The sequence below is a fragment of the Vibrio sp. 1249-1 genome (assembly GCF_033340495.1).
The window spans coordinates 1-17,591 of record NZ_JAWOWJ010000014.1 but is presented as its reverse complement, the minus strand read 5'-3'; the positions used below and the strand labels follow the sequence as shown (position 1 = coordinate 17,591).

At 39.7% G+C, this 17,591-nt stretch carries 24 protein-coding genes; 17 read left to right on the top strand and 7 right to left on the bottom strand.

Annotated elements, in window-relative coordinates; translation table 11 throughout:
- The first annotated feature begins 115 nt into the window (after positions 1–115).
- Complete coding sequence (locus tag R7Z50_RS19720) at positions 116–1,006, top strand: AbaSI family restriction endonuclease (protein WP_256965584.1); 891 nt, start codon at positions 116–118, stop codon at positions 1,004–1,006.
- A gap of 139 nt (positions 1,007–1,145) precedes the next feature.
- Positions 1,146–2,051: an abortive infection family protein gene (locus R7Z50_RS19715; RefSeq protein WP_256965583.1), complete on the top strand. Its 906-nt coding sequence runs from the start codon at positions 1,146–1,148 to the stop codon at positions 2,049–2,051.
- Positions 2,052–2,056: 5 nt separating this feature from the next.
- Here R7Z50_RS19715 and R7Z50_RS19710 read toward each other — a convergent pair whose 3' ends face one another.
- Complete coding sequence (locus tag R7Z50_RS19710; protein WP_318149227.1) at positions 2,057–2,782, bottom strand: hypothetical protein; 726 nt, start codon at positions 2,780–2,782, stop codon at positions 2,057–2,059.
- Between the two features lie 209 nt (positions 2,783–2,991).
- Here R7Z50_RS19710 and R7Z50_RS19705 point away from each other — a divergent pair, with 209 nt between their 5' ends.
- From R7Z50_RS19705 to R7Z50_RS19695, 3 genes are all read left to right on the top strand, one after another.
- Entirely contained in the window at positions 2,992–3,654 is a 663-nt protein-coding gene (locus tag R7Z50_RS19705; RefSeq protein WP_318149226.1) for a hypothetical protein, read from the top strand.
- Between the two features lie 145 nt (positions 3,655–3,799).
- Positions 3,800–4,255, top strand: a complete 456-nt coding sequence (locus R7Z50_RS19700; protein ID WP_238966432.1) for a hypothetical protein — start codon at positions 3,800–3,802, stop codon at positions 4,253–4,255.
- A 103-nt stretch (positions 4,256–4,358) separates the two neighbouring features.
- Positions 4,359–4,601, top strand: a complete 243-nt coding sequence (locus R7Z50_RS19695; RefSeq protein ID WP_213899934.1) for a hypothetical protein — start codon at positions 4,359–4,361, stop codon at positions 4,599–4,601.
- Here R7Z50_RS19695 and R7Z50_RS19690 read toward each other — a convergent pair.
- Together R7Z50_RS19690 and R7Z50_RS19685 are read right to left on the bottom strand one after the other, a co-directional pair.
- The gene (locus R7Z50_RS19690) at positions 4,598–5,560 is read right to left on the bottom strand and encodes a hypothetical protein (RefSeq protein ID WP_318149225.1); all 963 of its coding nucleotides are present in this window, start codon (positions 5,558–5,560) and stop codon (positions 4,598–4,600) included. The two genes, R7Z50_RS19695 and R7Z50_RS19690, sit on opposite strands and share 4 nt — an antisense overlap.
- A gap of 128 nt (positions 5,561–5,688) precedes the next feature.
- On the bottom strand, positions 5,689–5,853 hold the full coding sequence (locus R7Z50_RS19685) for a hypothetical protein (protein WP_238966430.1): 165 nt from the start codon (positions 5,851–5,853) through the stop codon (positions 5,689–5,691).
- Positions 5,854–6,663: 810 nt separating this feature from the next.
- On the opposite strand from R7Z50_RS19685, the gene R7Z50_RS19680 reads away from it, so the two are divergent.
- The 4 genes from R7Z50_RS19680 to R7Z50_RS19665 all read left to right on the top strand — a co-directional run bounded on the left by R7Z50_RS19680 (position 6,664) and on the right by R7Z50_RS19665 (position 9,637).
- Positions 6,664–7,308: a hypothetical protein gene (locus R7Z50_RS19680; protein WP_318127534.1), complete on the top strand. Its 645-nt coding sequence runs from the start codon at positions 6,664–6,666 to the stop codon at positions 7,306–7,308.
- Positions 7,292–7,462 carry a hypothetical protein gene (locus R7Z50_RS19675; RefSeq protein WP_318127532.1) on the top strand — a complete coding sequence of 57 codons (171 nt, stop codon included), beginning with the start codon at positions 7,292–7,294 and terminating at the stop codon, positions 7,460–7,462. Before R7Z50_RS19680 ends, R7Z50_RS19675 begins: the two co-directional genes overlap by 17 nt.
- 377 nt (positions 7,463–7,839) lie before the next feature.
- Positions 7,840–8,598 (top strand): hypothetical protein, encoded by a 759-nt coding sequence (locus R7Z50_RS19670; RefSeq protein WP_274880769.1) that lies wholly within the window; start codon positions 7,840–7,842, stop codon positions 8,596–8,598.
- Positions 8,588–9,637 carry a sensor histidine kinase gene (locus R7Z50_RS19665; RefSeq protein WP_274880770.1) on the top strand — a complete coding sequence of 350 codons (1,050 nt, stop codon included), beginning with the start codon at positions 8,588–8,590 and terminating at the stop codon, positions 9,635–9,637. The genes R7Z50_RS19670 and R7Z50_RS19665 overlap by 11 nt, the downstream gene beginning before the upstream one ends.
- A 322-nt stretch (positions 9,638–9,959) precedes the next feature.
- Here the strand turns inward: R7Z50_RS19665 and R7Z50_RS19660 are convergent, their stop codons facing one another.
- Positions 9,960–11,465, bottom strand: coding sequence for a P-loop NTPase fold protein (locus R7Z50_RS19660; RefSeq protein WP_318149224.1), 1,506 nt, complete (start codon positions 11,463–11,465; stop codon positions 9,960–9,962).
- Between the two features lie 340 nt (positions 11,466–11,805).
- Here R7Z50_RS19660 and R7Z50_RS19655 point away from each other — a divergent pair, with 340 nt between their 5' ends.
- The gene (locus tag R7Z50_RS19655; protein ID WP_274024100.1) at positions 11,806–12,375 is read left to right on the top strand and encodes a hypothetical protein; all 570 of its coding nucleotides are present in this window, start codon (positions 11,806–11,808) and stop codon (positions 12,373–12,375) included.
- 44 nt (positions 12,376–12,419) lie between these two features.
- Here R7Z50_RS19655 and R7Z50_RS19650 read toward each other — a convergent pair whose 3' ends face one another.
- Entirely contained in the window at positions 12,420–12,887 is a 468-nt protein-coding gene (locus R7Z50_RS19650) for a hypothetical protein (protein WP_318127525.1), read from the bottom strand.
- A gap of 38 nt (positions 12,888–12,925) precedes the next feature.
- Here R7Z50_RS19650 and R7Z50_RS19645 point away from each other — a divergent pair, with 38 nt between their 5' ends.
- Entirely contained in the window at positions 12,926–13,363 is a 438-nt protein-coding gene (locus tag R7Z50_RS19645; RefSeq protein ID WP_140145141.1) for an endonuclease domain-containing protein, read from the top strand.
- Here the strand turns inward: R7Z50_RS19645 and R7Z50_RS19640 are convergent, their stop codons facing one another.
- Together R7Z50_RS19640 and R7Z50_RS19635 are read right to left on the bottom strand one after the other, a co-directional pair.
- Entirely contained in the window at positions 13,364–13,759 is a 396-nt protein-coding gene (locus tag R7Z50_RS19640; protein ID WP_318149223.1) for a hypothetical protein, read from the bottom strand.
- 3 nt (positions 13,760–13,762) lie between these two features.
- Positions 13,763–14,026: a hypothetical protein gene (locus tag R7Z50_RS19635; RefSeq protein WP_140199259.1), complete on the bottom strand. Its 264-nt coding sequence runs from the start codon at positions 14,024–14,026 to the stop codon at positions 13,763–13,765.
- Between the two features lie 555 nt (positions 14,027–14,581).
- On the opposite strand from R7Z50_RS19635, the gene R7Z50_RS19630 reads away from it, so the two are divergent.
- The 6 genes from R7Z50_RS19630 (at position 14,582) to R7Z50_RS19605 (ending at position 17,568) form a co-directional block, all read left to right on the top strand.
- A complete protein-coding gene (locus R7Z50_RS19630) occupies positions 14,582–15,694 on the top strand; it encodes a hypothetical protein (protein ID WP_318149222.1) in 1,113 nt (370 codons plus the stop codon).
- A gap of 107 nt (positions 15,695–15,801) precedes the next feature.
- Positions 15,802–16,347 (top strand): hypothetical protein, encoded by a 546-nt coding sequence (locus R7Z50_RS19625; RefSeq protein WP_274024095.1) that lies wholly within the window; start codon positions 15,802–15,804, stop codon positions 16,345–16,347.
- 29 nt (positions 16,348–16,376) lie between these two features.
- Entirely contained in the window at positions 16,377–16,586 is a 210-nt protein-coding gene (locus R7Z50_RS19620) for a hypothetical protein (RefSeq protein ID WP_318149221.1), read from the top strand.
- A 99-nt stretch (positions 16,587–16,685) separates the two neighbouring features.
- Positions 16,686–16,925: a hypothetical protein gene (locus tag R7Z50_RS19615; RefSeq protein WP_318149220.1), complete on the top strand. Its 240-nt coding sequence runs from the start codon at positions 16,686–16,688 to the stop codon at positions 16,923–16,925.
- Positions 16,922–17,158 (top strand): hypothetical protein, encoded by a 237-nt coding sequence (locus tag R7Z50_RS19610; protein ID WP_318149219.1) that lies wholly within the window; start codon positions 16,922–16,924, stop codon positions 17,156–17,158. The genes R7Z50_RS19615 and R7Z50_RS19610 overlap by 4 nt, the downstream gene beginning before the upstream one ends.
- Positions 17,146–17,568 (top strand): HNH endonuclease, encoded by a 423-nt coding sequence (locus tag R7Z50_RS19605; protein ID WP_318149218.1) that lies wholly within the window; start codon positions 17,146–17,148, stop codon positions 17,566–17,568. Before R7Z50_RS19610 ends, R7Z50_RS19605 begins: the two co-directional genes overlap by 13 nt.
- The last annotated feature ends 23 nt before the right edge of the window (positions 17,569–17,591 follow it).

The window sequence follows — 17,591 nt, the reverse complement described above, 5'->3', positions numbered from 1 at the left end:
GATTTAAGACAATAAAGACAAAAGAGAGCTTCGGCTCTCTTTTTTGTTATGCAACTCATTGGGTCAGGAATAAAGCTGTCATACTTGTTATGGGTTTATGTAACAGAGACTTGATATGTCACTCACTAAGACAGAATATATACTGCGCAGTATTCGCAAGCTTAATAACAAAGGGTGGGAGTTTTTCATAGTTACGAGAATCATTCACGCTTTACCAGATGATATAGAGTTTGTGACACAGCAATTGGTTCGATTGCAAAATGGTAAAAGAGCACTTACAGATCTGTACTTTCCCCAATTTGATATTCATTTAGAGATAGACGAAAAACATCATGAACGTCAACGCGATAAGGACTTTAAACGTGAAATGGATATCGTACGAGTCACCAAGCATTCCATAGTTCGAATTCAAACCCCTGATACAAAGCAAGAACACGCACTAAAGATAGTTTGCGCCGAAGTAGATGCTTTTATCAATAAGTTATTAAAACTGAGAGGCATGAAAGTGTCTAAGGGCGAGTTTTGCCCGTGGGATTTCGAAAGTCGGTACTCCGCAGAATCAGTGATTAAGGCTGGAGTTGTATCAGTAAAAGGCAACATAGTATTTCGAAAGCAGTTAGAAGCATTGCGTTGTTTTGGCTTTCAAGGAAGCGCTTATCAGCGTGGTGCGTGGCAAATACCAGATGGTAGTAATGATATGATTTGGTTTCCACGACTCTATACACATGGGATCTGGCACAACGAGATCACTTCAGATGGAACTAGAATTGTTGAGAGAGCGTTTGAAGGAAACCAAGCTGCTGTAGACTCGATCAAAAAGCAAAAGGAACTTGAGATGAAATTTGGTGGGCGCAATGCGATTGTTTTTGCAAAAGCTAAAGACTCTTTAGGATTCAACCTATATCGATATGTAGGAACCTTTAGAATGAACTTGAGTAAAAGTACAAATACTGAAATTGTTTTTGATAGAGTAAGTGATGAAGAAAAGATAAGAACTCTTGACTAAAGCGTGTATCGTTCGTAAGAATCAACCCTGAACAGCAAGTATGGCAAAGTATATGTTTGGACTTGAGTCAAAAGAAACTGCTGTACATGAAACTACAATAAGCAACTAAAGAGCGTCATTCGGAGCTTAGAGCATCACAATGTTTAATTTCAATGTTTTCTCTCGTCGAAATAAAAAAAATATGAACGCCTCTAGAGAGGTTAAGCCACTAACACCAGAGTTCAGAAATCGTTTTTTATTGCTGATGAATCAAACGCCTCTGGGATTCTCCATACAAGATTTAATGGAGGAGCTAAGATTGAAGATGATGATGAACCTAGGTAGAGCAATTGGCAAGCCAACTCGCGAATTATTCCACGACTATACATCTGACATGTTTGAATACTTGTTTTCTTGTCCAGATGAACACTTTTTCGATGCTTTAGAATATATGTTCGAAACGAGAGTTGGGGTGAACCTTATTCACAATGAAAAACTAATAGAGCAAATCAATCAGTTTTTTGATCTTGATGATCTACCTTACAAGCTCACTCAAGGCAAAGTAGACTACAATGAGTCGACAGATGAAGATGGTTTTGTATGCACAAGTCATGATATCACATACCCTAAAGTCGTTAGAAAGGATAGCAGTATATTAAATGATTTTGCTATTGAACCTGTGCTGACTTTGTTAAGAAAGCCAGAATATAAGAATGCCAATGCCGAGTTTTTGCTGGCGCTAGAGGACTACAGACATCGCAAATACCGTGATGCAGTCACTAAATCATGTAGCTCTTTCGAGAGTGTAATGAAAGTTGTTTGTAAGCAACGACGAATTAAGCTTAAAGGCCATGAAACCGCATCGCCGCTGATTGATAAAATACTTGAAGATGCTCAGTTACCTTCTTTTTTTAAACAGCCGCTATTAAGCATTGCAACTATACGCAATAAGTTGGGAATTGCTCACGGTTCCGGCAGCGAAGAAAAAGTAGTATCCGAGAGTATTGCTCTGTACTCAATTAATGCGACTGCTTCAGCGATATTGCTTGTCACTGGAGATTGGTAATGTTACTAGCGAATCGTTTTTACATGAGAACCAGGCAATGAGATAACTGAGTTAGACATTGGCTCGATAGGCAGCGCTGGTAGTGGTTTGTCATACTCTGTGTTTAGTATCGATTCTAAACCTTTGTCAGAAATGAATGGCAGTTCTGCCGTTTCAGTATTACTTTCGAGCCATAAAGCTACTTTCGGAAATAAAGCATGATAATCACTACAATTTTTAGTTTGAGGTTCATCTAAGCTCTGTTGAGTGATCACACCATATGTCTCGTTCAAGTAACGCCTTACATCATTTTTTCTCACTTGTGTACCAAAAGGTAGCAGGCATGAATGTAGTAACTTGAAGTATTGAGCATGTTCACTAGCTCGATATTCATTGTCATATTTTAATCTGTAGGTTTTAGCTTTCATGGCAAGGTCATCTAAAGTTCCAGATATTTCCTGACAAAAGTACTCTTTAGTATCATCCGTCCAAGTTTGTAGCTCACCATAAGAGGCTAGAGCGATTTGTTTATCAAACGCGCCTAATAATTTACCTGTTTCAATGATATGTATTGTCTTGTCACGAGAGAATCCGTGTTCAGAACAGAGAGCAGCTTTAGCACTTATTGAAGAATAACCTTTAATCATATCTGGTTTGAGAGTTGATTTTTTTATGGGTTCTTCCTCATAAGTTTGATTCACACATCCCGTTAAACTTGTTGCCAACAACATAAAACAAGTAGACCACTTCACCTTCCATCTTCTCCCGTCTAGTCGCACAAGGTATCTATGAAACCAGCGAAAATGATATCAAACTATTTTAGTCATTTCTTAACCCTAACCTCATTTATTGACTTAGCTATTAAAAATAGTTGTTATCGTTGATGTTTATACGCTTATTGTATTAAAGTGTACGATAATCGAAGATTTTGGTTTTATAGTCGCAACAAAAGAGAGAAAGAATGAGCTATTCGGTAGACGTATACTACAACGCAAACGAAACAGTACTAGGCTTGGTACAAAAGCACGTAGAAGAGAAATACAACGTTGAAACGACAACGTGTAAAGGTTTTTTGTTCTTGAAAAGCAACGACGACGAACTATTCAACACAGTAGTGAAAGAACTTGAAGGCGGCGAACATCCGTACGCAAGTCACGGTCATTACAGCTTTGCAGCAGAAACGACACTAGACTTTGTGAACGGTGAAATCTCTGAAGCAGAGCTTGAAGAAGCACTTGCTCAAGAGTGGGACTTAGAAGCAGAGCAAGCAGGTTTGCAAAAAATGCGCGACCTTGTAGCTGCGAACCCTGAACTTCAAGCAACGCTAGCAGAGATTGCGAAAGAATACGGCGATATGGACGATAACGCAGTCGATGATCAGATTGTGGGTGATGAAGTCGATTTTGAACTCGACGAAGAAGCTACGTATGCGTTTGTAGTCGGAATCACAAAACAAGTAGGTCGTCTAATAGAAAGCGGTGATTTTAACAACAACGAAGCACGTTCAAATCTTCGTGCGGCGATGAAGTTTTTGGTCGAACATAGTCCGTCATACCGTGAAATTTTGAAAGAATCAGGTGCTTCTGAAGAAGAAGTACAAAAGCTAGTAGATCTAGCAAACTAAGCATTCTTTAATGAACAAAGCAGCCTTCGGGCTGCTTTTTTTATGCCTGCTGAAAAAAATTCAGCGAATAAAGTTTAACAGCTCAGGATCTCGGTTAATAATGGCACCAAGACAACGAAATACACTTAACTTAAAGAGAAATAACATGAACAAAATCAATGAATACGTACACGCTTATTACGAAGTAGAAGACAAGCTACTAATTCGAAGAATTATACTTGATATTGACAGCATAGACGAAGCTGCTCATGTAATTAGACATTATTCAACGAAAGACGGTTGCGAATTTCAGCACGACGATATTGTAAATGCACTCGAAAAATATATCGAAGAAAGCAACAGATATACAAAGCAACATGTAATTAATATGCTCTTTGACGTGAAAGACAACGAGCTATTTTCAAAAGAGCTGCAACAAAAAATATGTATTAATGACGCTATCGTTACGATGTGCATATTATCAGATCAGCTTGATATCATCGATTACGATACAGAGAACGACGACACTGAAGAGCTTCTGCAAGAATACATTGAATACGATGAAGTATTTAAATCTTTAGAAGAAGAATTAGACAAAATGATAGCAGAAAATGCTGAATAGTTAGATCTCAACTAGACAATAGCCGCGCAAGCGGCTTGTCGTGCTTTTGCTGTACAAATATACAGTGCTTGTTATCATGGCAATATCACAAGAGGTATTGACTATGAAATCACGTGAGCACACCAGATCTAAGCAAATTAAAGCCGAAGTAGTTGAAATGACATGCGAGAAATGCGAACGCGGTGTCTTTCGTTATGACGATTCTAGGGAAGTGCTATCACCGTATCAAACCAAGCAATACCCGCACAAATGCTCTAGATGTGGCTATGAAGTCTACATATCGATTCAGTACCCGATCATTAAGTTTGGCAACGAAACATGGGTACTCGCGAAGAATGTCGGTTAAGCGAGTTCGTACTGCTTGAATAGCAAGTCGATAGTTTCTTGTGGCTTTTCACGTACACGCTGATCTGAAGTTGGAAGACAATGCGCGTTCTTAAATTCAATCAATCGTTCGCAAACTAGCTCTAGTCTCTTGCTGCTAGACATTTCTTTATCATTATCGTAATCGCCGTTAAGAATACACTGAAGACGCTTAGACCATTCTTGTACTTCTGCTAATGCTGGCAGTTCTACAAAACCTGAATCGACATGCGACTCTTCGTGAATACTAACTACTTGCTCTTGTACAGCTTCACGTTCAACGTTTTCGTTCTTTCTTAGTGATTGTGCTAGTTGACGAAGTTTCGCGTTCTCTTCGCTTAGAGACGCACTGTGTGCTTGTTCTTCTTCAAGCTGGCGTTGTAAGCTTTGCTTTGCTGCTACAAGCTCTTTGTACTCAGCAGCGATTTTCTGTAGTTCGGCAATCATAATATCTTTCTGATCATTTTGTTTCTGTAGGTCAGCTACTTGCTTACGTAGTATCGAAAGCTCATCTTCTCTTGGGTCGATGAACTGCTTTGTTGCGAATAGACGATCAATAGTTACGCGAGTAACTAGGCTCGCATCTGCATTGAACGTGAACGAATCTTTTTCATCGTTATAATCGCCGTTCGAGCAAGATGCAGCGTATAGCTCGCGCGATTCAAAGTCGTAGGCAATAGCAATGCTTTTTGAAGGATCGAAGGCAAGCAAGTGATTCGAATCAACGGCGACGTATACGTCGCTCAAGCTAATGTTGCGTTCAAGTCTACGTTTTAATGTTTGAGTTTTAGCTTTGTCACCGCAGTTGAGCAACGAAACAGGGAATGATTCGTAAAAAGTAATGATCGAACTAGCGTGTGTCGTGTTCTTTTTCTTACTGATGAAATCTTGGAATCGAAGTGTGTAGTTATTGCGGTTAACGAATAGTGTTAGCTTTTTCATGTGTTTCCTTTGCGCACAAGTGGCGCTCTAATAGAATATTGAGTAGTTGTGACAGTGAACGTTTATCGCCTCTGTCATGAAATTGTTCTAGTAAGTCGTTGCGCAACTTTGCGCGGACAGTTGATGTATTACTCATTTTTTGCATTCTCTAGTTCTCTCACAAATTTGTAGATGGTCGCAGTTGATATCTTGTAAGTCTTGCTTATCTCAAGCACAGTCATATCACCGTATGTGTATACGTCGTAGATCTCTTGCTTCTGTTCTGGCGTTTTGCGTGGCTTCTTGATTCTCATGTTATTCTCGTTTCTTGTTTCTACATTTCTATTTATATCGAGCAGAATCAAGGTTCCGGTGATTTTCGCAAAAAGTTGAAATTATTTTAAAGTCAATGGCGGCATCGTTAAACAAATCATCAATTTACGCAGTTCGTAAGCAGTTCGTAATTCCACATTCGATGATGTGACATAGCAGTTCGTAAGCAGTTCGTGATGCAAAATCGTTAATCAAGCAGCAGTTCGTAAGTAGTTTATAGCAGTTCGTAAGCAGTTCGTAAGCAGTTCGTAATGCAATTTTAACTAGCTATAGCTATAGTTCAAGTCGCAAAATAAATAGCTAATGAAAGGAATGAAAGGAGCGAAGCGAAAAGAAAGTTATTAATAATATTAAGAGACGGCTTAGTAGACCTCGTGGTCGCTTCGCTTTCTCTCAAGTAGATGGTACTTGTAGTTCTACTGGTAGATTCTCGACTGGTCTTCAATTGGGGCTTCGCCCGTCGCACCTGCGGTGCTCCAAAATCCTACCGCTTCGCTTAACTTTCAATTCAAACTAAATCGCTTGTAAGAGCTTCTAAAGCTGCTCTAACTGGCTGTTTGTTGCTGTACAGATTTCGACTTGAGTATCGTTGGTAGATCAGCTTGAAATGCGTCTTGTATGCTCTTCCGAGACATTTTTAAAATTATTTCGATAAATCGACTTGCTAGATTCTTCAAGGGCTTAGAGAGCTTTATAGACGGTTTTGAACTGGTTTTGTTTACATCTAGCGTTATAACCTCATTTTTACTTTTCTAAATACATTCAGATTCAACAAAAGAGAGAAAATCTGAATGACTAACAATATTGACATTACTGTTCTTGAGAGCATCAAAAACTTAGAAGCAAACTTCGTCGTAACTAAAGTGCTTGATAAAGGCATGAACAAACACAAGAAGCCGATTTACATCGATTCGATTCATAACTGGTGTGTGCTTGATATCTCAACTCCGACTCAGCCGATGAAGTACACGATCATCGACTTGTCTGATTTGTTCACAGTCGCTAACTGCTTGTGGCGTTACACTCTTTACAAGAACCGTAAACAGGGTTCGAAAAATGAATACGTACAAACAGTTGTTTACGACAAATCAACTGCCAAATCGACTTGTACAACGTTAAGTCGTGTTGTCCTTTTCGGTTACGGTAGCAAGACGAGAATGGTTGCTGATCATTGTCGCTCAAATAAGCTCGATAATCGTCGTAGTTCACTTGAAGCAACTACGCACTCTGAGAACTTGAAACGTGCAGAACGTCGTCCGTGGGAAGGGGCGAATATTAGAAAGCGAGTCCGTGTTTCTACGCCTGACGGCGAATTTGAAAGCTTAACAGCCGCTGCAAAATTCTACGGTGTAACGCCGCAATGTATTTCACGACGTATTAAATTCGGTATGAAAGGATTCAAGAGAGTGGAGGCAGACAATGCAAAAGCTGCTTGAGATCGTTGTATGGGTTTTGTTTGGCGTATGCGTTGCAACGATGACGTACAACGTGCTTGAGAAAGAGAGTTTGAGTAATCGTATTACTGAGATTCAAACAACGCAAAGCGTTATTCAAGAGCAGCAAAACGAAATGCTAAATATACTTGATTAATGTTTAACAGCAGCTATTTGTAGCCGATAATAGACACATCTCGAAAAGAGAATGAATTAACTTAATTAACTTTACTTGAGTTAGTCTGGATACAATCTATCAGTTTCACTTCCCGACGTGACCAGACCTGACAGGTTGCCCTAAATCAGTTCTGCCCCAAAGTTTGTTAAGCGAGACAGATAGCTCACCTCCTATTGCGCCTTTCTGGCACATCCATAACTTACCAATCCATTCATAGAACCTAAACAGCTATGCTTGATATGGAACTGCAAGTCATTCAATCGGGTATGCCTTTTTGAGAGGTTCGTTGATAGTTTTTACTTTGTTGCATATCAACGAAGCTCTATAATGACCACCTGATTTATATGAGGTTTGTTATGGATTTTCAAGGGATAGTCAATGAATGGAATGCTCCTGTAGGTTTTATTGCAGCTGTATTAGCAATCTTTGGTGTGCTGTGGGGAATGTTTAAGTTAATACGTGCACAATATAGAAAGTTTAGAGAGCCAACTGATGTTCATGGATTCCTACATAACTTAGGGTTAAGAAAAAAATACAAAATCGCGATTGTAGACGATGAGATTAAGGACTTCCCAATAGAATACCTGAAAAGCCTTGGTTACAGTGTATCAACTTATGAATCTATCTCCTTGAATGAGGTTGATAGGCTACTTTCATTCGATATTATTTTCCTAGATGTAAAAGGGGTTGTTACAGAAGACCTAGATACGGGGGGAGCTAAGCTATTAAAGCTCGTAAAGAAAGCTAAGCCTAGTGTAATGGTTATTGCCGTGTCCTCAGGTAAATATCAACTCAACTTAAACTCCTTTTTTGAAGATTCAGACGATGTTTTGAACAAGCCTATTCGAGAGATAGACATCGAGAACTCAATATCAGAGTTGATTAAATGCAATATCGACGTTGATAGCATGGCAGAAGAACTAATCAATATGATTGTTTGCTCCAAATCAAAACAAGAGAAACTCATTAACAAGAATTTGATTGGCTACTTCTCAGGAAAAATTGGTTACGATGTTCTGTGCGATGTTGTTCATAAGAATACCAATCACAAATACTCTGAAAAAATATCGACACTAGCGAAAAGAATAATGGGAAGGTTAAGTTTTGATTCGTGATTTCTTTAAAGATGGACTGATTAGCCACAATTTTCCTGTAATGGTCGATGGTGTCGTATATAACGGAAATAAAACCAATAACAACGGTATCTGTTCAACCAACTGTTACAATGGACAATATACAAATACAATTAAATCAGTGATTTGTAGTCATGGTTTTACCCACTATCTGAAGAAAGTCAACGGTGTTGATATTGCTATCGTTGATGTTATATCGGATAACAGCAAACTTGCCAAAAAGTACCGAGGCAGAAATGTTAGTCTAGCATATGCAGAAAGGTGGTTTAGCTACATATCACGATTCGGAAATCGTTTGGAAGATCTTGTCTATAAAAAAGCCAGCGAAGACTTTGATAAATTTCATGAAGTGACGAAATGGTGCGACCAAATACATCATTACTCTGACAAAATTTTGAGGGGGTATGGTAACACTCCAAAAGAAGCTGAACGCAACGCTCCTAAGAGTGTGAAGAGCTTATATAAGTCTTCAGTAATGCTTAAAGATTCGCTTGAAACAACTGGTATTTATTTTAATCCCAATGCTGCGAAGTATGGTCGAAGGCGTACTACTGATGTATATAGAATGGTCGATAAGATAGTTCGAGTAGTTGAACACTCTGAAGCAAGTGCTTTCAACAAAAAGATTAAACTTAGCGGTAGAGTTGATAAGAATTATGATGTTTATGAGTCTTTCAAAATTATTCCGATGTCATTTTTACAGAACGCAATAAAGTACTCTTCTAGTGACGAGATAAAAGTTCGATTTGAAGAGTTTGGCAACTCACTTTCCATTAATATTATCTCAACTGGTAACTACATAACTGACGAACAACTAGAAAGGCTGTTTGATAGAGGTTATAGAACTCCTTGGGCAAGAAAGACACATCATGATGGAAAAGGACTTGGATTATTCGTTTCAAAAATAGTAGCCGATGCTCATGATTTCGAAATAGGAGCTAAGAGTATGAAGTTAGAGTATGAGTACAATGGTCAGTCTCAAGCTGAAAACCTTTTCTATCTGAAGCTAACGGTCAAGTGAGCGACAACGTATTAAGCATCCAAATCTACAAAAGAGGTCTATATGACCTCTTTTTGGTACTAAGTCTAAACATCGTTTAACTCAGAAATGTCCAAAAGTGAGCTGTGTGATGTCGAGTGTGGGTGTACGATTAAGTCACACTGTATAATCAAATCTGTCAGATCGCGTCTGAGTTTGTACACTTTACTTCAACTGAGTTAGTTCTAAATGTGTATATTTCTTTCCATTAAGTTAAGTCATTTTTTCCCCCGATTCGTTACGGGGCTTTTTTGGTCTATAGATTCCGACGAATCACTTCTCATTACTAACACAGCTACGCTTGTTATGAAAAAGAGTCGAAAAGGTGTAAGTATTCGTTAAGTTCATCGGAAGACATGGGGCTAGATTTACCATCAAAAACTGCTTCGATTAATTTTAAATGAGTTTGAAAAAAGCATTCGTCGGTGCCAATGTGTCTTCGTACTAGATTGCCAAACCACATATCATGCTCAAACCTAAGGGTTTTGTCGTTTAGACGATTTAGACTCTTTAAACAATCGTCTTTGAGTCCTGTTCTCAAGCCTACATCTTCATAGGACATTCTCCTTATCGAATACCAAAGTTCTTCGTAAGTTTTGATTACTTCATATGAGTAACTACCCAGTTGATCCCCCAAATGTTTTGGTTGAATGCGCCGATTCTGATTTATTTCGCCAGAGATGGGCGTATAAATTTCTTCGAGCTCATAAGTCTCCTTCGGAAAGAGCTCATAACCAAAAATGTTTGACATAACCTCGAAAATAGATACCACCACCGTTTCATCAAGGCTTAATAAGGCAGCTTCAACACGAGCACTGATTTGTTCTGCTCTTCTAAATGAAGTTGTGTGAGCAGCGCAGAAGAAAGCAAAGACCTCTTGAGCAGAGTCTTTGCAGATCTCGGGGAAGACGTTGAGATTATCAAAAGGGACTTGAGAAAACATGTCATATGCTTTGACGAAAGATAGGTAGTCAGGCTCAGATAGCGATAATCGTCGTTGAAAAAACCTACTTAGATACTCTTCAGAGTCAAATTGTTCACCATATACTGCTTTGATAGAGCACTCTAACTGGGTAGTATCAGTAGACAACACGAATACCATATTAGGTATATCAAACAGATGTTTCACTACTTCGAGCATTTCAATCGCATATGTCGGTCTGCATCGGTCAAGCTCATCGATGAATACATAAACTTTAGGCTTACTTGATATCTCGCAAGCATCTTTCACTAAGTCACTCAGATTAGACTTGAACGTTTGAACAAACTCTTTGTGTTTTTCATGCGTTGCGAACATCTCTTTTCCGAATTCTCCAAAATCTGGAGCAGGGGCAGAGTTGTCATCAATAGTACCTTTCACCGATACGCCTATCTCTTTCAGTAGAGACTCGTAATCTTTACCGAGATAGTGTTTACCTAGTGCCATAGTTAATACTGGCAAAAAGTTTTTCGCTAGCTTCCATCCAGCACTGAAAATTTGCTTTTCTTTCTCTGCAAAATCTACCATTCCACTACGCTTTTTAAGCTGGGTGAGTATCTCTGCTGTAACAATTGCTAATGGGTCATTTAGGTAGTCAGACTCCCAAGCGTCTATTTTGACCGAAACGTAGCCTTGTTCACCCAGCTTTTTACACCAGTTATCGACAAAAAACGTCTTACCAGTACCCCATGCGCCATTTAGGTTGGCTACATAACCACAAGTACCAGGTCTTGAATTTAGATAATTAGTAAAGGCTTCTGCTTGTTTTTCTCGGACTTCTTTGTACGCGCAATTTGCAAATGCTTGATTTGGAGTAGTGAGGGCGTTCATAAAATGTACTATTTGTCTGTATGCATATGATGCCTATTCTAACTCGGTGAATCTTTAGAGCAAGGTTCTAATGTGTTCAGTATCTAAAAATGTGGAGAGAGGAATGCATCGTAACCAATGTAGTTAATCACTCGATTAATTTGGTTACTTAACCCCAAATAAAACATAGTTGCTTATAAGTTTTTATCTTTGACGATAGAGTATGCGTCGTATCATTAAGCTTACATTTTGTAATGATAAAATCGCCAAAATTGAGCTATAAAGCGATGTCTCAAATAGAACAATGACTTTGTAATATCTATAATTTCCCCTTTTTGATAAGGGGTATATTGTGAGGTATATGTCATATTTGTTTGTCATGTTATTAGTGGGCTGCGCAGCGCCGCAACAACAAACAAAGTTCCAGTCTAATGCGACCGTGCAGTGGGTAAGCGGGTTGAATGAACCAGTTTACATTGCACCGACTAAGAAAACCGTTAGTGCAAAGGTACACGATAAACTATATGTGTTCTCACTTGACGAAAAGACTTCTGGTATGAAATGTGTAGTTTATGAGTATGGTAAAATAGCTGCAATGGAGGTCTGTGGGTCTGAAATTACAATAACGAATTCTGACGGTATTGCTACAGATGTTGGACATTTAATAATGGATGATGACGCTCAACACATTAGTTTCGAGGTAGATGAAGCGATCATTGCTCAAGAAGAAGAGAGAAAGCGTTCGAAAGCTATAGAGCTTGCTGAACAAGAGCAGTTAGAGCAATGGGCTCTCAAACAGACAAAACGTCGTATAGAAGCTGAAACACGTGAAATTGAAACTCGTAGTAATAAAGCTGCTGAATCTATAGATGCCTCGAACGATGCGTTGAGAGATTTGGGAGAAGGTGTCAAAAACCACGGTGTTAGATAGCCCAGTAATCTTGTCTAGCCCCGTACATTTGGGGCTATTCAGGTCTATAGATTCCGACGAATCACTTCTTCATTACTCACGTAGCCATCCTCTGGCGACCAACAAACAATAGAATCACTGTTACGGACATCGAAGTGAAACCATCCGATCCCGACTTCTAAGAAAGTAATATACGGGAATTCGTCTGGGTTTTCTAAAACGTATTTCCGAACTTCGCTTGCTGAATAGTCTCTGAACTTACAGTCAGCAGCTCGACCAAATTTGTGCTGAGATCTGCTTGCTTCGAATTTCGGCACTGAACCATAGAAAGAAACGTCGCGTAAACCGCTTTGATTGAACGAACCGCCCCAAGACCAATTGTTGATAGTACATGGCCCGAAACGTTTTCTGAGTGCGTCTAGCGTGCGTAGAAGACGGTCATCGAGCATATAGATAGCTTGTTCGCCGTGTCGTTGATAAGTCTCGCGAGATACGAGTTCTTTGACTGAAAAATGTTCTGAACTGAATGCCATTAAATACACCTTTAATAGATAAAAGAAGTATTTAAGGGATGAGAGTTTTAAAGGCGAAAGAGCTTAACGAATACCGAAATGAACTACTTAAAAAGCAAGATTACAAATGTGCTTTATGTGGTTTGCCATTATCAGAAGAAGATGCAGTTTGCGACCATGATCATTCGACTGGCCATTGTCGAGGTGCATTGCATTCAATGTGCAATAGAGTAGAGGGAGTCGTTCATGGTTGGCTCAAGGGATTTAAGATTGCAGAAGTGCAGTGGTTGGTACGATTGATTCAGTACTGGCAAGCAGATTATAGCGACAATGCTATATACCCAAGTCACCCAAACGACATGACGAAGAAGTTCAAGCGACTATCTAAGACAGACATGATCGAATTGCTGAACGAAATTTACCCTGAGATGGTACTAGAGCAATACACAAAGTCGCAGCTAGCTAAGCTGTACCGCGACTCTTGGAAATCTATTTGATTATTTTTGACAACGACCGGTGTAAGTAGTTGTCCCTTCAGATATTACAAAGATCATCTCAGCTTCGTTAAATGGGTTTTTCTTAACTGTTATGACCGCTACAGGGAGAGCTTTATTGATATCTGAAATTAATTGATAAACAGTTCCATCGTTTGAACTCTCATAAGTATGATGTTTTAGAGTTTGACCGCGAAATTGATTAGTTGCCAAATCAATCGTAAACATCGTACCGACTGCACCTTTTGAGAAACTAGATGACTTTTCGTGGAGTTCGCTTCTTTCAAACGGTAGACCATTAAAAACATGCTCTTTTTCTACAATGCAAGCTAGAGGACTAGCTTGCAACTGAAATGTCATTAAAGAGCATCCTGCAATTAAAAACATTTTTCTAAGCATGTTTTACTTTGTCGCCTTTTTCATTGCAGCTTGGATACGTTGATCAATATATTCTTCTAGAGCTAGTGATGATGCATCTTCTACTCGTGAATCACGAGCTACTTTTTCACAAACTGCCTCAAACGCAAATCTGCGTCCTTCCGCACCTACTTTAGACTTCATTGCTGCCCATTCGTGCAATGTTGTGACAGGTATACCGCTTTTTTCTGCGACTTCTTTAAGAGTACTTACCCCTACAGATTTGGCGTACTTGCTGGCATTTAACATTAATGTCATCTCCGTAATGTTGATCTAGACATGTTAGCACAAGGGAAAATCCCATTCTATGTATATTCGTGGCAATGCCGAGTCGTTGAATTTTAGAGATTTTTCTGAAAATGGTTTTGAAAAGTGGGTCAAAAATTTTTTTTAAAAGATCGTACGGCAGATCTGAAAATTTGGCGTGCGTTTTTAGAACTTTTTAGGAAAGAGAGTGAAGAGTAGGGTAAACCGTATTTAAGCTAGATATATCAAAGGTTCAGAGCGTTTTTGTTTTTCTTGCTGTACTCTTATCTATATGTTTAAAAATAAGGTTTGACGGTAAAATAGGTAAAAAGTACTTATTTTTTTACTTCTCGATATGACTTCAGCATAGGCACAGCAATGGTTGAAGCTATTTTTAACCATTTTTTCACCGTTTTTTAATTAGCTATCAAGATCACATTAAATTCATATTGCTACGATGATCGTATATTTCCGGTTGCTCATATTCGGTATTGGCTATTAAAGTTCATTACATCGAAGCGAAACACGCTTTCATTAACTAAACAAAGTGAGCACATTATGAAAAACGTAACTATGAAAGAAATTAAAGAATCTGGCGCAACTTTCGGTCAATTTCTAGGCTTTGACATCTACGGTCGGCTAGAAGCGGATGAAGTTGTTCTGACTGCTACAGTGATGCTTGAAGAAAACAGCGACGCTTCAGTACACGTTGCCGAAGTATCTTGCGAGACAATGAAAGAGGCAAAAGAGACGTTAAAAGAAGAACTACGCAACATCGAACACAATGCAAACGACATCAAAACGCTTGCTATTGAAAATGACTTTGTAGGTACATACGACGATTTGATCGAGCTTCTGAGCAACGAAGAAGAAAACACAGATACAAAATTGCGCTTGTGTGAGTCACCAGAACTAACCGAAGAACAAATGGCAATGATCGAAAGACAGACAGCTTTCGACAACGTGACAGAATCAAGAGCGAGAGAACTATTTGAACTAGGCACGCCAATTACGATTCGTGAGTCATACGGTGACTTTGGTCTTGAATACTCGCCGAGAGAATACAACGACTTTGAACAAGTCATCGATCTACTAGATTCACCGACTACTGCGTATTTCATGGTTGAGCCAGAAGCACATCAAAAAGCGAAACAATTAGAGCAACGAAATGCCGATGAGCAAGACTATATTGATAACCCACCAACGCCAGAAGAGTTGAAACAGCTTGATCAAGTCGTCGAAACTCTGAAGCAAGAAAACCAAGCGACAGAAACCTTGCCAGAAGCTATTCAGAGCGCGATTAACGAGATCGAAGCTATGAGTACTACTGAAGCGCGTTTGAACGCTTACAAATCGTTTTACATCGAAACACACCAGAAACTAATCGAAGCAACTACGCCGAAACGTAGATCACGTGTCAGCAATCTTGCCGTAGTAAGTAATGAGATCAAATCAACCGCATCTGCACAACGAGGTGAAGAAGCTCGCCAGCAGATTGAAAAAGATGCAATGAAATACATGGGAATGGCTAACATCACGTTTGATCGTCGTGGCAAGTACAAAGATTGGTATATCTCAGCAACAGACGAACACGGCGAAGAAATGTGCCAGCGTCTAGATGCTTTCAAGAAAACATTACAAAAAGTGATGGAAGTAACAAAGGAATCATAAAGTATACGTTTATCGTAGACAAATCGGTTGATTGGCTTCGGTCATGGAGCCTAATCTTAACTCATCGAAACGAACAACGATTTAAACAACTTGAAAGCGAGAACATTATGAACATCACAGTGAACTCAGTTTACAACACTATCAAAGTTAACATGTCTAACGCTATCGATGTGATCGAATTGACTACAGACTCAGACCACGACGATATCACAAACGAAATCTTGCGAGTTGCTCAAGATAACCAATGGGATACATACGATGTGATCTACTATCACGAAGCTTGGGAAATCGTATCTGGTAACGAATTCAACGCTTACGAAGAAGAAGTTGATCTGTCACGTTGCACTACAGCACTAGAAGCAGTTATGGCAGAAGCTAACGCGACAATGAACAACGTATCACAATCAATGGCGCGTGAAGTCGCTGAAGAGCTTGCAACTGAAATCATGCATCTAATCGAAGCAGCTACAGATCTAGACTACGACGGCAAAATCACTATCTCGAATGGTTCAGTTTACGGTTGGGCTGTTCACGACTCAGAAACAGACGAAGGTGTTTGCATCTACAAAAATCTAGAAGGTGAGAAAGGTCTAACGGCAGTTGAGTACTGCATTGATGGCAGCACCTATGCTTCAGCTTGCTTTCACGCTTAATAATTCCATGATTCTAGAAAAAAGGTAATATGATGAGATACGAAATCAACGTCGCCAAAGCATCAGGTAAAGACTGGAAAGGTGAGAAGCCTTTGTACCGTCATTACTTCAGAATCGAAGTGCCTTATGAGAACAGGGAAGAAGTGTACAGGCAGATGCAAGAACACTATCCGTTGCCAGAGTACAGATTGACACTCTCAGAAGTGCGTACAGTCAGCACTACAATCTGGCAAGATTAATCAAAACCAACAACACACATGACCGCCTTATGGCGGTTTTGTCGTTTCTGCGATACTTACAGCGATAAATACTCATATTACTAACAAAGAGATAGCAATATGAGATTTAACACACTAGAAGAGCTTGATAGCTTCATTCTCCGCTTGAAAGCATCATACATGAACAAACACGGGCTAGACTTCGAAAACCCGTCTACAGAGCGTTTGAGAGACAAATTAATCGATATCGGATTGCAGCTTATCGCGGCAGAGTTTGAGCAGTCGATTGATCCCACAAATATCGATACCTATCTGTTTACCATCGAATCCCACCGAGCGCAGCGAGGCACAGACGTATGATCGAAGTGCTGAAGCTACACATCCCAGATACACATTCCCTGACTGCATTCTGTGAGCACTTGAGAGCGTTGTCAGTGCGTCACAACGTCGTAGGTAATGCAGTTGTATATGAGTACGACACGAAACGGGCAGAGAGCATCTACAGCGACGGAGAAGAGTGGCTGCTATATCAACCGGACGTTGTACTTGAGCACGTGACAGACTATGAAAGGGAACAGCTATGGCAAGATTAGAAAAGAAGCAACCATGTTGTGCACCTGGCTGTAGTAAGTACAGAGTTGCCAATGGCTACTGTGATGACCACCAGCACCTGCATACCGAAAGAGTAGCTAACAGTTTTGCAGTTAACGCGAAGAGAGTACGCGATAAGTTCGGTTACAATCCCTACAGCACTGCACGCTGGCGAGCACTCAGGGAGCACGTGAGGCAACGTGATAAGAGTCTATGCCAAGCATGTCTCGAACAAGGTAGAGTTGTAGCTGGCAACGAGTTCGACCACATCATTGCGGTGATCAACATGACCGAACCTAATGAGCAGTTCTGGGACGCTGATAACATCAGATGTCTGTGCAGCGCGTGTCATGCAATAGTAAGTGTTCACCAAGCCCCTATTGACAGAAAAAGTGTGACACTCAGCACTTGATCCATTCTTGGCTATTGAGTGAT

Bases quoted from the DNA above. Each gene is read 5' to 3' on its own strand.
- R7Z50_RS19630 (WP_318149222.1), top strand. From the start codon at position 14,582: ATGAAAAACGTAACTATGAAAGAAATTAAAGAATCTGGCGCAACTTTC.
- R7Z50_RS19625 (WP_274024095.1), top strand. From the start codon at position 15,802: ATGAACATCACAGTGAACTCAGTTTACAACACTATCAAAGTTAACATG.
- R7Z50_RS19655 (WP_274024100.1), top strand. From the start codon at position 11,806: ATGTCATATTTGTTTGTCATGTTATTAGTGGGCTGCGCAGCGCCGCAA.
- R7Z50_RS19675 (WP_318127532.1), top strand. From the start codon at position 7,292: ATGCAAAAGCTGCTTGAGATCGTTGTATGGGTTTTGTTTGGCGTATGC.
- R7Z50_RS19620 (WP_318149221.1), top strand. From the start codon at position 16,377: ATGATGAGATACGAAATCAACGTCGCCAAAGCATCAGGTAAAGACTGG.
- R7Z50_RS19650 (WP_318127525.1), bottom strand. From the start codon at position 12,887: ATGGCATTCAGTTCAGAACATTTTTCAGTCAAAGAACTCGTATCTCGC.
- R7Z50_RS19700 (WP_238966432.1), top strand. From the start codon at position 3,800: ATGAACAAAATCAATGAATACGTACACGCTTATTACGAAGTAGAAGAC.
- R7Z50_RS19695 (WP_213899934.1), top strand. From the start codon at position 4,359: ATGAAATCACGTGAGCACACCAGATCTAAGCAAATTAAAGCCGAAGTA.
- R7Z50_RS19645 (WP_140145141.1), top strand. From the start codon at position 12,926: ATGAGAGTTTTAAAGGCGAAAGAGCTTAACGAATACCGAAATGAACTA.
- R7Z50_RS19610 (WP_318149219.1), top strand. From the start codon at position 16,922: ATGATCGAAGTGCTGAAGCTACACATCCCAGATACACATTCCCTGACT.
- R7Z50_RS19680 (WP_318127534.1), top strand. From the start codon at position 6,664: ATGACTAACAATATTGACATTACTGTTCTTGAGAGCATCAAAAACTTA.
- R7Z50_RS19605 (WP_318149218.1), top strand. From the start codon at position 17,146: ATGGCAAGATTAGAAAAGAAGCAACCATGTTGTGCACCTGGCTGTAGT.
- R7Z50_RS19685 (WP_238966430.1), bottom strand. From the start codon at position 5,853: ATGAGAATCAAGAAGCCACGCAAAACGCCAGAACAGAAGCAAGAGATC.
- R7Z50_RS19615 (WP_318149220.1), top strand. From the start codon at position 16,686: ATGAGATTTAACACACTAGAAGAGCTTGATAGCTTCATTCTCCGCTTG.
- R7Z50_RS19690 (WP_318149225.1), bottom strand. From the start codon at position 5,560: ATGAAAAAGCTAACACTATTCGTTAACCGCAATAACTACACACTTCGA.
- R7Z50_RS19635 (WP_140199259.1), bottom strand. From the start codon at position 14,026: ATGTTAAATGCCAGCAAGTACGCCAAATCTGTAGGGGTAAGTACTCTT.
- R7Z50_RS19705 (WP_318149226.1), top strand. From the start codon at position 2,992: ATGAGCTATTCGGTAGACGTATACTACAACGCAAACGAAACAGTACTA.
- R7Z50_RS19640 (WP_318149223.1), bottom strand. From the start codon at position 13,759: ATGCTTAGAAAAATGTTTTTAATTGCAGGATGCTCTTTAATGACATTT.
- R7Z50_RS19660 (WP_318149224.1), bottom strand. From the start codon at position 11,465: ATGAACGCCCTCACTACTCCAAATCAAGCATTTGCAAATTGCGCGTAC.
- R7Z50_RS19720 (WP_256965584.1), top strand. From the start codon at position 116: ATGTCACTCACTAAGACAGAATATATACTGCGCAGTATTCGCAAGCTT.
- R7Z50_RS19670 (WP_274880769.1), top strand. From the start codon at position 7,840: ATGGATTTTCAAGGGATAGTCAATGAATGGAATGCTCCTGTAGGTTTT.
- R7Z50_RS19715 (WP_256965583.1), top strand. From the start codon at position 1,146: ATGTTTAATTTCAATGTTTTCTCTCGTCGAAATAAAAAAAATATGAAC.